Source organism: Allobosea sp. (assembly GCF_051860145.1).
GTDB lineage: Bacteria > Pseudomonadota > Alphaproteobacteria > Rhizobiales > Beijerinckiaceae > Allobosea.
In genome coordinates, this window is record NZ_JBHYEM010000002.1 from 188,552 (window position 1) to 202,892 (window position 14,341).

At 66.0% G+C, this 14,341-nt stretch carries 12 protein-coding genes; 1 reads left to right on the forward strand and 11 read right to left on the reverse strand.

Features of this window, described 5'->3' with window-relative positions; translation table 11 throughout:
- Nucleotides 1-10: 10 nt before the first annotated feature.
- From ACTIF2_RS04095 to ACTIF2_RS04130, 8 genes are read right to left on the reverse strand one after another with little or no spacing between them, the layout of a single operon-like run.
- Entirely contained in the window at nt 11-1,588 is a 1,578-nt protein-coding gene (locus tag ACTIF2_RS04095; RefSeq protein ID WP_439495766.1) for an AMP-binding protein, read from the reverse strand.
- A 10-nt stretch (nt 1,589-1,598) separates the two neighbouring features.
- Nucleotides 1,599-2,672, reverse strand: a complete 1,074-nt coding sequence (locus tag ACTIF2_RS04100) for a hypothetical protein (protein ID WP_439495767.1) — start codon at nt 2,670-2,672, stop codon at nt 1,599-1,601.
- A 28-nt stretch (nt 2,673-2,700) separates the two neighbouring features.
- Nucleotides 2,701-3,519 (reverse strand): ABC transporter permease, encoded by an 819-nt coding sequence (locus ACTIF2_RS04105; RefSeq protein WP_439495768.1) that lies wholly within the window; start codon nt 3,517-3,519, stop codon nt 2,701-2,703.
- Nucleotides 3,520-3,523: 4 nt separating this feature from the next.
- The gene (locus ACTIF2_RS04110) at nt 3,524-4,360 is read right to left on the reverse strand and encodes an ABC transporter permease (protein WP_439495769.1); all 837 of its coding nucleotides are present in this window, start codon (nt 4,358-4,360) and stop codon (nt 3,524-3,526) included.
- A 40-nt stretch (nt 4,361-4,400) separates the two neighbouring features.
- Nucleotides 4,401-5,483, reverse strand: coding sequence for an ABC transporter substrate-binding protein (locus ACTIF2_RS04115; protein ID WP_439495770.1), 1,083 nt, complete (start codon nt 5,481-5,483; stop codon nt 4,401-4,403).
- Nucleotides 5,484-5,526: 43 nt separating this feature from the next.
- A complete protein-coding gene (gene dapA / locus ACTIF2_RS04120) occupies nt 5,527-6,456 on the reverse strand; it encodes a 4-hydroxy-tetrahydrodipicolinate synthase (protein ID WP_439495771.1) in 930 nt (309 codons plus the stop codon).
- Entirely contained in the window at nt 6,453-8,183 is a 1,731-nt protein-coding gene (locus ACTIF2_RS04125) for a hydantoinase B/oxoprolinase family protein (RefSeq protein ID WP_439495772.1), read from the reverse strand. Before ACTIF2_RS04125 ends, dapA begins: the two co-directional genes overlap by 4 nt.
- A complete protein-coding gene (locus ACTIF2_RS04130) occupies nt 8,180-10,201 on the reverse strand; it encodes a hydantoinase/oxoprolinase family protein (protein WP_439495773.1) in 2,022 nt (673 codons plus the stop codon). Before ACTIF2_RS04130 ends, ACTIF2_RS04125 begins: the two co-directional genes overlap by 4 nt.
- A gap of 102 nt (nt 10,202-10,303) precedes the next feature.
- Here ACTIF2_RS04130 and ACTIF2_RS04135 point away from each other — a divergent pair, with 102 nt between their 5' ends.
- Nucleotides 10,304-11,026, forward strand: coding sequence for a GntR family transcriptional regulator (locus ACTIF2_RS04135; RefSeq protein ID WP_439495774.1), 723 nt, complete (start codon nt 10,304-10,306; stop codon nt 11,024-11,026).
- 14 nt (nt 11,027-11,040) lie between these two features.
- Here ACTIF2_RS04135 and ACTIF2_RS04140 read toward each other — a convergent pair whose 3' ends face one another.
- The 3 genes from ACTIF2_RS04140 to ACTIF2_RS04150 all read right to left on the reverse strand — a co-directional run bounded on the left by ACTIF2_RS04140 (nt 11,041) and on the right by ACTIF2_RS04150 (nt 14,340).
- Nucleotides 11,041-11,424 (reverse strand): MFS transporter, encoded by a 384-nt coding sequence (locus ACTIF2_RS04140; protein ID WP_439495775.1) that lies wholly within the window; start codon nt 11,422-11,424, stop codon nt 11,041-11,043.
- A 163-nt stretch (nt 11,425-11,587) separates the two neighbouring features.
- Nucleotides 11,588-12,592: an Ldh family oxidoreductase gene (locus tag ACTIF2_RS04145; protein WP_439495776.1), complete on the reverse strand. Its 1,005-nt coding sequence runs from the start codon at nt 12,590-12,592 to the stop codon at nt 11,588-11,590.
- On the reverse strand, nt 12,589-14,340 hold the full coding sequence (locus ACTIF2_RS04150) for a hydantoinase B/oxoprolinase family protein (protein WP_439495777.1): 1,752 nt from the start codon (nt 14,338-14,340) through the stop codon (nt 12,589-12,591). Before ACTIF2_RS04150 ends, ACTIF2_RS04145 begins: the two co-directional genes overlap by 4 nt.
- Between the last annotated feature and the right edge of the window lies 1 nt (nt 14,341).

A 14,341-nucleotide genomic window follows, 5' to 3' on the forward strand; every position in this document is an offset into this window, starting at 1 on the left:
GTCCTCGGCTTCAAACTTTCGCGACAGCGCGCTCGCGGTCGAAGCAGCCGTCGTCGATCGCCTTCGACAGGAACTGCTTCTGGATGCGCTGGGTCGGCGTCTTGCGGAACTCGTCGACGAAGGCGACGAAACGCGGAATCTGGAAGGCCGCCATCCTGGGCTCGCACCAACGCAACAGCTCCGCCGCATCGAGCCGCTCATCGGGCTTGAGCTTGACGAAGAGCTTCAGATCCTCGTCGGCGAATTCGTTGGTCACGCCGATCAGGGCGCTCTCCTCGACCGCCGGATGGTCGTTGATCACCCGCTCGACCTCCCAGGCGGAGATGTTCTCGCCGCGACGGCGCAGGCTGTCCTTCTTGCGCCCCAGGAAGAAGATGAAGCCGTCCTCGTCACGCCAGGCGAGGTCGCCGGTGTAGAGCCAGCCGTCGCGGATCGTCTTGGCCGTGGTCTCGGGATCCTTGTGGTAGCGGGCGACCATGGTGCCGCGCTCATTCTCGGCGACGCGGATCTCGCCGACGTCGCGCGGCGCGGTGACATTACCGCTGTCGTCGACGATCTCGACCTCGAAGAAGTCGACAGCCTTGCCGATCGAACCCAGCTTGCCCTCGGTGTTGATCACGCTGAAGCTCGAGGTCTCGGTCATGCCGTAGCCCTCGCGGATCTCGACGCCGAAGCGCTCCTCGAATTCGCGCCAGATGCCAACCGGGCAGCCGCCGCCCCAGGCGATCTTCGCACCGTGATTGCGGTCGTCCGGCGAAGGCGGCTGCTTCAGCAGAAGCTGCAGCACGCCGCCGACGAAATGGATATGGGTCGCGCCATAGGCGCGCACCTCGCCCCAGAAACGCGTCGCGCTGAAGCGCGGGACGAAGCCGAGCGTCACCGGCACCATCAGCGAGAGCACCAGCACCTCGCTGCCGAAGACATGATAGATCGGGTCCCAGAAGTGAAGGATGCTGCCAGGCTGGATGTTGCCGATCCAGATCGAGCCGAGCGCCGAGGCCCGCAGCATCCGGTCTGTCATCTCGACGCCCTTGGCTGGGCCGGTCGTGCCCGAGGTGTAGAGGATGATGCGCAGGTCGTCGTCGCGAAGCGGCACGACGGGGTCGCTGTCGACCGGATGGGACAGGACGCTCTCGATCGGGGTCGAGCTGCGCCCATCCTGCGGCGCGCGACCCCGCCAGACCTGGCGGATCGAGCCCCGCTCGGCAAGGATCGGATCGAGCGCCTCGGCGAAGTCGGCGTCGGCCACGATCAGGCTCGGAGCGGAATGGTCGATGATGTAGGCCAGCCCCTGGCCCTTGAGATTGACGTTGATCGGCACCTGGACCGCGCCGAGCTTCATCAGGGCGAAGAAGATCGCGACATAGTCGAGATGGTGGCCGAGCATGACCGCGGCATGGGTGCCCTTGCCGACCCCGAGCGCCGCCAGCCCATGGGCTGCGCGATTGACGCGGGCGTTCAGCGCCGCGCAAGTGATCTCGGTGTCATCCTGACGGCAGAAGACATGGTCGGGCCGCTCGCGCGCGCAGCGTTCGAGGAGGAGCGGGACGGTCTCCTCGTCGGAGAACCAGTTGGTCTGCTTGCGCATCGTTATCGCCTCACCAGAGCCAGCGCTTCTCGTCCGACAGCGTCCAGCTTTCCGTCTGGCTGGCGGGGTCGAAGCTGCGGGCGATCGCAACATGGCCGTTGCGCAGGCGCGTCATCATCGCGAACAGCGCGAAAACTGACTGCCGCAACCCGTCATCCGCCTCATGCGCGAAGGGCAGGAAGCCGCGCAGGCGCAGGACCGTGCGGTTGGCACCCGACGTCTCGACCGCACATTCGTTGCGGAACGCGCGCAGGATCGCGGCGAAGCTGCGGGCGATCGCTTCGGGCGTCGAGCCTTCCTCGCCGCTCGCCTTGGCAAGATCGGGGCCGAACTGCACCGCGAGCAGCCGCATCCCGGCCGCGACGAGGCCTTGCGCCGCAGGGGCGCCGAACAGCCGGTGCATGATCTCGATCACGTGCTGGACGTAATCGACGCCGTAGCTGTAGCTGCCCTTCAGCCAGCGCGCCTCCGGCCAGATCGCGGGATCGAGCTTCGGAGCCTTGTCGGCGTCGAATTCGGGCGTCGTCTCGACATGCTCGACCCGGAACCGTTCCTCCGGCGCGAGGTCGTGGTCGTATTCCTGGAAATAGCCTTCGTCGTAGGGATGCCCTTCGGCGACGAATTTGGTGGCGACCCAGCCGAGACGCGGACAGCCGAGAAGCTGACCGTTGCGCGGATGCCAGGTCGAAAGGATCGTGCGGCGCACCGAGGTCGGGACCGTCAACGCAGCGATGCCCGGATAGGTGCCCCAGGGCGAGAGATAGCGGATCCAGACCTTCTTCGGGCTTTCCTCGATCAGCTGCATGTTCAGCCCGCCGATCGAATTGGAGAAGTAGTGATACTTCGCCGCCGCCAAAGCCGGCGGATCGTTCTCGATGCCAAGCTTGACCAGCGCCGCGCGGAAGCGGACCTTCTGCTCGGACGAGAGCAGCGCGGCCCAGATGTCGTTCAGGGCCTTCTCGCCGCGCTCGCGATAGCAGATCGCCGTCAGGCCGGAGACGACGATCCAGGCGAATTTGTTGGCGAGCGCCACGCGGGCGCGCAGCGCCGCGATGTCTTCCTCGCCGCGAGACGATACTGTCATGGAATGGTCCTCGATGGGCATGGCGCGCTCAGCGCCCGGGCTCGTCGCGGCGATGCAGCGCCGCAGTCAGCATGCAAACGACGAAGGAGAGTGCCGTCAGCATGGTCGAGACGGCGGCGATGACGGGCGATATCTCCCATTGGATGCTGGAATACATCTTCACAGGCAGGGTCGTGGTCGTGGCCGAAACCAGGAACCAGGAGATGACGACCTCGTCGAAGGAGATGAGGAAGGCGAAGAGCCCGCCCGCCAGGATCGAGGGCATCAGCTGCGGCAGCACCACGGTCGCGAACATGCGGTAGCGGCCGGCGCCCATCAGCGTGGCGCCGAATTCGAGATTGGGGTCGAGCTTCTGCACGCCGGCCGCGACCATCACGATCACGAAGGGCGTGACGTAGATCGTGTGGCCGAGCACGAGCGCCAGCGTCGTGCCGGTGACGCGCAGATAGGAGAAGTAAAGATAGAGGCCGAGCGCCATCACGATCGCGGGGATGACGAGAGGGCTCATCATCAGCAGCGTGATCACCTTCTTGCCCGGGAACTCGTAGCGCACGATGCCGTAGGCCGCCGGCACGGCCGTCACCAGGGCGAGGACCGTGGTCATCAGCGCGATCTTGGCGCTCTGGAGCAGTGGCCCCGTCCAGGCGGAGGTCGAGAAGAAGATCTGGTACAGCTCGAACGAGAATTCGCGCGGCGGAAAGCGGAGCTCGTGCTGCGTCCCGAACGAGACCGGGATGACGATCAGGCTCGGCAGCAGCAGGAAGGCGTAGACCAGCACGGCCAGGAGCGTGCCGAAGCGGCGATAGCGGCGCTTCAACGGGTCCTTGAGGTCGAAGGCGTCCGACATCGCGTCACACCTTTCCGGCGAGCTGGTTGCGCCGCATCCACAGCGCGGGCCCCGAGAGCAGCACGACCATGCCGAGCAGCAGCACGCCGATCGCGGCAGCCATGTTCCAGTCCAGCGTCTCGCGTGTGTAGAAATCGACGAGGTTGGCCAGCATCACATCCTGCCGGCCACCGAGCAGGGCGGGAATGACGAAGAAGCCGAGCGACATCACCGCCACGCTGGAGACGCCGGCGATCACGCCCGGCAGGCTGAGCGGCAGGGTGATGGTGAAGAACACCCGCATCGGGCGGGCGCTCATGATGTCGGCAGCGCGGTAAAGCGCGGGATCGATCGCCAGCAGGCTCGCCAGCACCGGGAACACGATGAAGGGCGTGAGATAATTCGTCATGCCGACCATGACGCCGACCCGGTTCAGGATCATCGGCAGCGCCACCTGCGTCCCTGAAATCCAGCTCAGCGCCAGGTTGATGACCCCCTCTCGCCCGAGGATCACGGTGAAGGCGTAACTCTTGACGAGAATGCTCGTCCAGAACGGCAGCAGGACCAGCACCATGTAGACGGCGCGGCGGCGCGGCGGCTGGCGTGCCAGGTGCAGGGCCACGACATAGCCCAGCACCAGACTGATCAGCGACGCGAAGATGCTGATCTCGAGCGTCGTGTAGAGCGAGCGCTGGAACAGGCGGCTCGTCAGCAGGTTCTCGAACGCCTCCAGGGAGAGCCTGGCGCCACCCAGGCTCGTCCAGAGGATGAACAGGAGCGGCACGGCCGCGATCGCCAGCGACACGATGGCCGCCGGCAGCACGAAGGTGGCCGCCCCCCTGGAGGCATCCGAATGCGTCATCAGCTTCGATCCGCTGCTCTATTCGACACGGTGCGCGTGCTCAGGTGAGCACCCACTCCTTGAAACGGCGGCTCAGCTTCTCGAAGTTCTCCGACCACCACTGCTCGTTCATGACGAGGTTCTGGTCGGATTCCATGTTCGGCAGCCATTTGCGCGTCTCGGACGAGAGCATCGGCAGCGCCTTCTTGCTGACCGGCGTATTGCCGAGCAGCTCCATCACCGCGGCCTGCGCCTTCGGCTGCAGGGCGTAGGAGACGAACTTCAGCGCGTTTTCCTTGTTCGGCGCATTCTTGAGCACGGCGAGATATTCGAGCCCGTTCAAGGTCTGCGCGAAGGAGAAGGCCATGCCGGCACCGGTCGCGCCGGTGGTCTTCACGCGCGAGGCATAGGAGTAGCTGAAGTCGACCTCGTTGGTCTGCAGCAGCGTGATCGTCTGCGGCGTCGAGTCGACCCATTTCGCGACGCTGGACTTGATCCGGTCGAGCGCCTTGAAGGCACGCTCGACGTCGAGCGGATAAAGCTGGGAGGGCGGCACGCCGTCTGCGAGTAGCGCCGCTTCCAGCGTCTCGCTCGGCCGGTTGCGGAAGGTGCGGCGGCCGGGGAAGGCCTTCGCATCGAAATACTCGGCGAAGTTCTTCGGATATTTGCCTTCGGGGTGGCGCTTGGGATCGTAAGCGATGCCGCCGGCGAAGGTATAGAACGGCACGAGGTCCTTCGTCGCAGGGATCGAGAGGTCGGAGGCATCGAAGAGCGAGGCCGGCAATGGCTCCCAATAGCCCTCGCGCGCGCCGCCGGTGCCAAGCGCACCGGGCGCGTCGAACACGTCCCACTCGACATTGCCGGTCGTGACCTGCGCCTTGACCTTGGCGAGATCGGGCGTGTCGATCACCGTGACCTTGATGCCGGTCTCGGCCATAAAGGGCTTGATCAGCCCTTCCTCGACCGAGCTGCGATAGGTACCGCCCCAGGTCACGAAGACGAGGTTCTTCGACTGCGCTTCGGCGCGGCCGTTGCGCAGCACGAACGGTGCGGCGACGCTGAGCGCCGCACCGCCGCCGAGCGTGGTCAGCAGCTTGCGCCGGGTTGGGCGGAGCAGGTTGGACTTGCTTTCGAATTCAGACATGACGACATCCCCTCTTTATGGCGCCCACTCTTCTGGGTGGGCGTTAGGCTGCGTTGGAGTTCGGCTTCGACAGGCTTCGCTCGCGCTCGAAGGTCGCGGGAAGGGCTTGGGCGACGAGCTGGCGTGTCTCCTCGCTGATCGGCAGGAGCGGCGCGATCACCTCCCCGGACGGAAAGCCGGACATGGTCAGCGCCGCCTTGATCGGTCCCGGATTATGCTCGCGATAGAGCGTGTTCACGGTCGGCATGATCTCGGCGTGGAGCACCTTCGCCTCCTCCAGTCGTCCGCTGGATGCCAGCCGATGGAGTTCCGCCCAGATCCGCGGGAACAGGCAGGAGGTGGCGAGCAGGCCGCCCCGCGCGCCCATCGCGACATGAAGGGGAAAGACGTTCTCCTCGCCGGTCAGGATCGAGATCTCGGCGCCTGCGAGTTCCATCGCGCGGAGCTGGACCGAGAGATCCTGATTGCAGGCCTTCATTGCGACGATGCGGGTCTGGCGCGCCAGGGCATCGACCGTTTCCGGCCGCAGGGCGATGCCGGTGCGATACGGGATCTCGTAGAGCATGAGATCGGCATCGACGGCGTCCGACAGCTTCTTGAAATAGTCGACGATGCCTTCCTGGGTCGGCCGCGCGTAATAGGGCGTCACGACCAGAAGCGCGCTGGCGCCGGCGGCAGCGAATTCCCGGCTCGTCTCGAGGCATTCGCCGAAGCCTGCCGACAACACGCCCGGGATCACCGGTACGCGCCCGGCTACGGCATCCAATGTCGCATCCAGCATTTGCCGGCGCTGGCGAGGCGTCAGCGATACGTATTCGCCGGTCCCTCCGACCGGACACAGCCCGTCGGCGCCTTCCGCCACGAGATGCGCCGCGAGTTTGCGGACGGCGGCCACCTCGACATTGCCGGAGGCATCCAGCGGCGTCGGCGTTGCCGAAATGATGCCCTGATAGGCCTTGCTTGCGGTCTTCACGCCGTCACCTCCAGATCGCTCGCTCGCGAAGGCGTTTCCGTCGCCGGCTGCACGGAACGCGGATAATGCGTCGCGACGAAGTCGGCAGAGCATTTGCCGGACGCGAGGTCCTGTCCGATCAGCTCCGGCAGACGCCCGGCCGCCGGGCCGTAACCGCCCGCCCCAGGCGTCTCGACCGAGACCGCGACGTCGGCCGACAGTTTCATGCCGGTCAGCTTGCTCGGCAAAGGCTCGGCGCTGCCGTCGGCGCGATGCAGCCGGAACCGCCCGGGCCGCCCCGCCTCGCCGCCGAAGATGCCGCCCGGCGCGTGCCGGAAACGCTCGCCGACGCCCGAGAATTCGCAAACATGCCCGACGGGCCGGACCACGCGCCTGAGGCCGAGGCCACCGCGATAGGTGCCGGCGCCGCCTGAATCGGCAACCAGCGCATATTCCTCGACGCGCAGGGGATATTCCATCTCGATCGCCTCGACGGGGAGATTCGAGGTGTTGGTGATGTGGACCTGGACGCCGTCCTTGCCGTCCCGGTCGTTGCGTGCGCCCATCCCGCCGCCCAGCGTTTCGAGATAGACATAGGGCTGGCCCGAATGCGGATCCGTGCCGGCGAACACCATGCTGGTATTGGCGCCGTTGGCGCAGCCGATCGCCCGCTCGGGCAGCACGGCCGCCAATGCGCCAAGAACCACGTCGATCACGCGCTGGCAGGTATTGGCACGCAGCGCGACCGCGGCCGGCGCGACGCAGTTCACGATCGTGCCCTGCGGCGCGACGATCTCGAAAGCCTGCACCACGCCCTCGTTGTTGGGCATGGAGGGGTCGAGCAAAGCCTTGAGCGCGTAGCAGACCGAGGAGCGCACCGCGTTCAGGGTGAGGTTGATATTGCCCGCAACCTGCGGCGCCGAGCCGGTGAAGTCGAAAACCGCGTCGCTGCCTCGCTTGCGCACCGTCAGAGCGATCACGACGTCGCTCTGCCCCATCCCATCGTCATCCATCATGTCCGAATGCGACCATTCGCCGTCGGGCAGCCCCGCGATCGCCTCCCGCATCCGGCCGCGGCTGCGCTCGATGATCTCGTCGAAGGTCTGCTCGACCCGGGCCAGCCCGTTGCGGCTGCAAAGGTCGACGATGCGATCGACACCGAGGCGGCACGCCGCGATCTGCGCGTTGAGATCGCCCTTGCGCTCCGTCGGCAAGCGCATGTTGAGCAGAAGCAGGTCGAGGATGTCGCGTACGGGTTGGCCATCGCGGAAGAGCCGCACGACCGGAATGCGCAGTCCTTCCTGATAGATTTCGGTCAGGCCGCCCGACATCGATCCCCGCGCCGCGCCGCCGACATCGGCATGGTGGGCGATATTGCAGACGAAGGCGGCGAGCTTGTCGTCGACGAAAACGGGCGCTGCCAGGTTGATGTCCGGAAGATGGGTGCCGCCGGCGACATGCGGGTCGTTGCCGACGAAGATGTCGCCCGGCTGGATGTCCCCGGCAAAGCGCTCCTGCAGGATCTCGACGAGACCGCTCATCGAGGCCAGATGGATCGGCAGCGCGTTCTCGGCCTGGACGACGAGCCGGCCCGATGCATCCAGCACCGCGACCGAATGATCGTGGCGCTCCTTGATATTGGTGGAGAAGGCGGAGCGCTGGATCGTCAGGAAACATTCATCCGTCGCGGAGCGCAGCCCGTTCCACAGGATTTCCAGCGTGATGGGGTCGAGAGCGGCTTGGCTCACGGCTGGTGCTCCATGATGATGTTCAGCGCTTCGTCGACGCGTGCAGACCAGTTCGGCGGAACCACCGTCGTCGAGTCGAACTGGGTGATGATCGCCGGCCCCTGCAACACGGCGCCGGGCTCGAGCGTGCCCCGGTCGACGATCAGCGTTGCGTCCGGCGCAGCGGCGCGAAACCACGCGCTCGCCGTCGATCGCGCAGAGCCGGCATCCTGCCGGCGCAGGCGGGGCGCAACACCATGCGCCTGCGGCAGGTGCGCCTTGAGCCTGACATTGACGAATTCGATCGCGGCAGCGGCGTCGGCATGCCCGTATTTCGAGCTGTGCGTCGCCAGGTAGCGCTCGCGCAGCTCGTTGGCGGCAAGCAGCGTCATGCCGTCATCGAGCGGAATGGAAAGCTCGTAGTTCTGGCCCACGTAGCGCATGTCCAGCGAGGCGCTGATGACCAGGCCGGCAGCGCCGTCGCTCCAGCGCCGCGCCTGATTGGAGAGACCCGCGATGGCCGCCCCGATTGGCGAGAGATCGTCACCGAGCTCGACGCGGCAGGTGGCGACGAAGCTTTCCTGGATGTCTGACATCGCCACGCCCTCCGCGCAGAGAATGCCCGGCGAGAGCGGCACCAGGATCCTGCGGATGGCCAGTTCTTCGGCGACATCGGCCGCATGCAGGCCTCCGGCGCCTCCGAATGGCATCAGCGTGAAATTGCGGGGATCGTAGCCGCGCTCGACCGAGATCGCGCGGATCGCGCGAACCATGTTCGAGACGCAGATGCGGATGATGCCGAGCGCGGTCTCGGCCAGCGGCAGGCCGAGACGCGCGGCCAAAGGCGCGATCGCGCGTTCGGCTGCCTGGCGGTCGAGCGTCATCCCTCCGCCGACGAGCGTCGCCGGCAGGCGGCCCAGAAACGCATTCGCATCCGAAACCGTGGGCAAGGCGCCACCGCGCCCGTAGCAGGCCGGACCGGGAACGGCGCCGGCGCTCTCCGGGCCGACTTTCATCAGGCCGTCGCGGCCGACATGGGCAATGGAGCCGCCGCCGGCACCGACGGTGTTGATATCGATGGACGGCAGCCGGACCGGGAAATCGGCGATGTCGCGACCATAGGTCATGGCCGCCGCGCCGTCCTCGATCAGGCAGACATCGGTGCTGGTGCCGCCGATATCGAGCGTGATCAAATTTCCCTCGCCGGAGCGCGCGGCCACGGCCACGGCGCCGACCACGCCCGCCGCCGGGCCAGACAATGCGGTGCGGATCGGCAGCCGTCCGGCGCGCTCGACTGCCATCAGGCCGCCGGCAGACTGGCTGATGCCGATCGCGACGCCGGTGGCGTGGCTTTCGAGAGTTTCGCGCAGCCGCGCCATGTAACGGGTCACCTTGGGCTGAAGATACGCGTTCAGCACGGTGGTGGAGAACCGCTCATACTCCCGGAACTCGGGCTGAACGTCGCTCGACAGCGACACGTGCAGGTTCGGCAATCGCGCGCGCAGCGCGGCGCCGATCTTCCGCTCGTGCTCCGGATTGAGGAACGCAAACAGCAGGCAGACCGCGCAGCAATCGGCGCCGCTGCCAGCGACCGCCGCGACCACCGTCTCGATCTCCGCATCCGACAGGGCCGTCACGACCTCGCCGCGCGGGCCGATGCGCTCCGCGATCTCGAAGCGGCGCTGCCGTGGAACGACCGGAGCTGGCGCATCGGCCTTGAGGTCGTAGATCTTCGGGCGTACCTGCCGGCCGATTTCCAGCAGATCCCGGAAGCCCCTGGTCGTGATCATCGCGACCTTGCCGCCGCTGCGCTCGATCAGCGCGTTGGTCGCGACGGTGGTGCCATGCGCGAGCCTGACGATCGCGCCGGTCTCCACGCCTGAGCTCTCCGCCACCTCGGCGAGGCCGGCAAGGATGGCGCGGGACGGGTCCTCGGGCGTCGAGGGCCGTTTATGGACGATGACCTCCTGCGTGGCGCCGTTCACGACGTAAAAATCCGTGAACGTGCCGCCGACATCCACCCCGACCGTCCAGCTCATTACCCTCTCCGCTTGTTGGATACATTGAATATCCAATTAGGACACATTGTCAATCCAAACAGTATTCCGCTATGAGCAAGTCGGGCAAATTGGAGGGCGGAGATGAGTCTTGCGCTGGGTTCGGACTCGTCCGTGCGCAATGGAGACCGGGTCTACGAGGATTTGCGCCAGCGGATCCTGTCGCTTGATCTCGTACCCGGTTCCGTATTCGACGAAGCGCGGATCGTCAGTGAGCTCGGCGTGTCGCGAACGCCCGTGCGGGAGGCCGTAATCCGTCTCGTGTCGGAGGGATTACTGCAGCGGGACGGGCGGCAGATCCGGGTATCGTCGTTCGAAGTCGGCCAATTGCGGCCGTTCTTCGAGGCCAACCGGCTGCTGTCGCGATCCCTGCACAGGCTTGCCGCGATCAGGCGAAGCCCCGCTCAGCTCGAGAGGATCCGCGGCGAGATGCTCGCCTTCGAAAAGAGCCTTCGAGACGGCAATGACGCCTTCATGAACGAGGCGAATTTCCGGTTTCACAAGGAGATCGCGCTCGCCGCCGATTCCTCGTTCCTCGAGCAGACCTATTCGGAATTGCAGCTCGAGGCGATGCGGCTGTCGCGGCAGTGTTTCGAAGTCGGCGACAATACGACCGATCAGTTCGAGGCCCACATCGCGCAGATCGTCACCGATCACCGCGACCTGTTCAAGGCCATCGAGCAGCGTAACCCTGACGACGCGGATACGATCGCATCGCGGCATTCCGACCTGTTCAGGGAAAGGGTCGCGCGCCAGCTCCTCGGCTCGCCGAGTCCATCGGCAACCGTTGTGCTGACGGACTACTGAAGCGCGCCGCGACCTCACGGAATCAAACCTCCGTCATCCCAGGCGAGCGGCCTTGGCCGCGCGATCCAGGGATCCATGCCGAGCATGAGCCCGACCGGACCCGCCATAGCCAACATAGTCGTGAGCAGTGAAAATACCCTGCCCTGCAGAGAGCTCGGCATGATGGTCTGAAGGAGCGCCGTCATCGGGGTGCTGCCGAGGATGTAGAGCAGGCCGCTCAAGGACCAACACGCCGCGCCAAGCCAGAGCATCCCCGCCGGCGCGAGGCCCGTCATCGCGAGAGCGAAGCAGGAGGTCGCAAAGCTACCGAGGATCCACACGATCTTTCGCCGTGGGCGGAGGGCTGTTGCCATCAACCCTCCCAGGATCACGCCCGCGCCAGCGAGGCCCTCCATCATGGCGACCTCGGGCGAACTGCGTCAGGGCCGACCTGATGAGCGAGAGCGCCTGCCCGCCGAAGATAGACCAGTATCTGTCCAGCGCCGGTTGAACAGCGATCCGGCCCAATCAGCGCTGCGTAACCTCCGATGACCAAGCCAAAAGAGACACGGCCGACTCACCTCAGCCGGCGAGAGCCAAGAGGCGCTGGTGGAGCACGCTGTCGATCGAGATTCCGTTTCGTTCTGCTTCGCGAGCGCAGGTTATGCGGCGCGAACCTGGTACGCGCGCGCCCTCCTGAGCCGCAAGAGCTCCTACGAGTGCTGCAACGCTGTCAGCGAAGGCGCCTTGCGAAGTAGCTTCGGGGTAGACGGCCAGAAAGAACTGCCCAGTCCGTGGCGGGCCGCCAGCCGTTCCAGAGAATGGCGAGGCCGAAATGCCCAACGTCGCGCCGGTCAGGCAGGCGGCGAACAATTCGACGAGAAGCCCCGAACCAAAACCCTTATAGCCGCCGGAAGGCGCCATCGTCCCCTTGAGGGCCTCGCCGGCATCGGTGGTCGGGCGCCCAGCCGAATCCAGCGCCCAGCCGAGTGGGATGGGCTGGTTGGTCCGAGCATGGCGCATCACCTCGCTCTTGGCGATGACGCTCGCACTCTGGTCGATCAGGAGGCCAACGCCGCCCCTGCCATCCGGCACGGCAACCGACCAGGGATTGGTGCCGACGACCGGGCGCGTGCCGCCGACGGGGGCGATCGACGCGGGGGCATTGGTGAATCCGAGGCCAACGAGGCCTGCCCGGGCAAGCGCGTCGGTGTGGTGGCCGAGCACGCCGCAGTTGTACGAGTTCCGGACGACGAGAATGGCCGCGCCGAGCTCTTTGGCCAGAGGCACGAGTCTGGTGAAGCCGAGCGCGATAGCCGGATGCGCGAAGCCGGAAGCGGCATCGACGCTCACGACCGAGCCGCGGGTTTCGGCGATCGGTACGGCCGCCCTGTCGACCTTCCCGCAGACCAGATGCTCACAATAGGTCGGTACATAGGCGAGGCCGTGCGAGGCGACCCCGTCCCGTTCGGCCGCCATCACCGCGCACGCGAGCGGGCGGGCGGCATCGGACGCAGCGCCAGCGGCCATCAACGCGTCGAAGGCGATACGCTCGACCTCGTCGAGGCTCAGGACGATCAGGCTCATAGACGAGCCTCCGCCCGGCGCCTGTCGGCGCGCAAGGATGCGGTCGCGTCCGCATCCAGCGTGGCATGCCGGCCTGCGCCGATGATGGCGACCCCGTAGGCCTCGCGCGCATGGCCTGGCGTGACCTTGTCCTCCCGGACATCGTCGAGGACCATGCCGGGCTCGCGCAGGAGCGGGTCGCCGTAGCCGCCGCCGCTGCTCATGATTTGCTGGAAGAGGTCGCCCTCCTGCAGCTGTGCCACCTCCGTCATCAGCACCGGCAGAACCTGCCTGTTCCGGTCGGGATTGATCAGGTTCCAGGAGGAGGAGCCAGGCTTGCCGCCGAAGAGACCGTGCGGAGGGAAATCACGCTTGTCGGAGCGGACGTTGAGGATCGCCTCGCCATCGAGCACGCGGTAGGACCGCGTCAAAGCCAGCCCGCCGCGATGCGTACCGGGGCCGCCAGTGTCGGGAACGAGGCCGTATTGCTCGATGCGGATCGGATACTCCATCTCGATCATCTCGATCGGGACGTTCGACTGGTTGGCGCCCATATGGGGCAGGCCGTTCTGTCCGTCATGGCCGGCCGCGCCGCCCCATGTCCCCATGAAGGTCTCGCAGAAGACGTAGGGCTTGCCCTCGCGATACCCTGCGATGGTCGGGATGCTGGCGCCGCCGCTGGTATCGGCCGTGACGCGTTCCGGCACCGCCTGAGCCATGGCGCCGAGGATGCAGTCGATCATGCGATAGCCGGAAATACCGCGCGCACCGCAGGGAGCCGGGAAGTTCGGATTCATGATCGAGCCGAGCGGCGCCCTGATCTCAAGCTGGCGGGTAAAGCCGTGCGTATTCGGAACATCGGCCTTCATCAGCGACCGAAAGGCTGCATAGGCCGAGGATTTGGTAAAGGGGAAGCTCGGATTGATGCCGCCCCTCACCTGCTTCGATGAGCCCTCCCAATCGACGATGGCGCGGCCATCCTTGATCGTGATCGTCACGTTGAAGATCACCGGCTCCGGCTTTTCGCCGAGTCCGTCGATATGATCGGTGAACCGGTACGTGCCCTCCGGGATGTCGAGCAGCTCGGCCCGTGTCAGTGCCTGGGTGTAGTCCTGCAGGTGGTCGGCATAGTCCAGGATCGTGTCCACGCCGTAGCGTTCGACGAGATTCAGAAACTCGCGCTCGCCGCTGAGGCAGGAGGAGATCTGGGCCTGAAGGTCGCCCATCACCTTGTCGGGCGTCCGCACGTTGATCGCGATCATGTCCCAGAGCGCCTGGTTGCGGACGCCGCGCTCGATGAACTTCAGGATGGGGATCCGGAGGCCCTCCTGGAAAATCTCGTAGGCGCCGAGCGCATTGCTGCCGGCCACGATGCCGCCGACATCAGAATGGTGGGCGAGCGCGACCGCCCAGGCGACGAGGCGGCCGGCGTGGAAAACGGGCTTGGCGATATAGATGTCGGGCAGATGCTGTCCGGCGGCCTCGTAGGGGTCATTCTGGATGAAGATGTCGCCCTCGTAGATGCGGCCATCGTATATCTCGAGCAGCTTGCGCATGGCGTCGTAGAAGCTGCCGAGATGCATCGGCGTGCAGACACCCTGCGCCAGCGTCTCGCCCTTCGCGTCGCAGAGCGAGGTCGAGAAATCGAGCGAATCACGCACGATTCCCGAGTGCGCCGTGCGCATCAACGTGAGGGCCATGTCCTCGGCGATGCTGTCGAAGCTGGCCCGAATGATCTCGAGCTGGAACGGATCGATTTGCATTTTCATC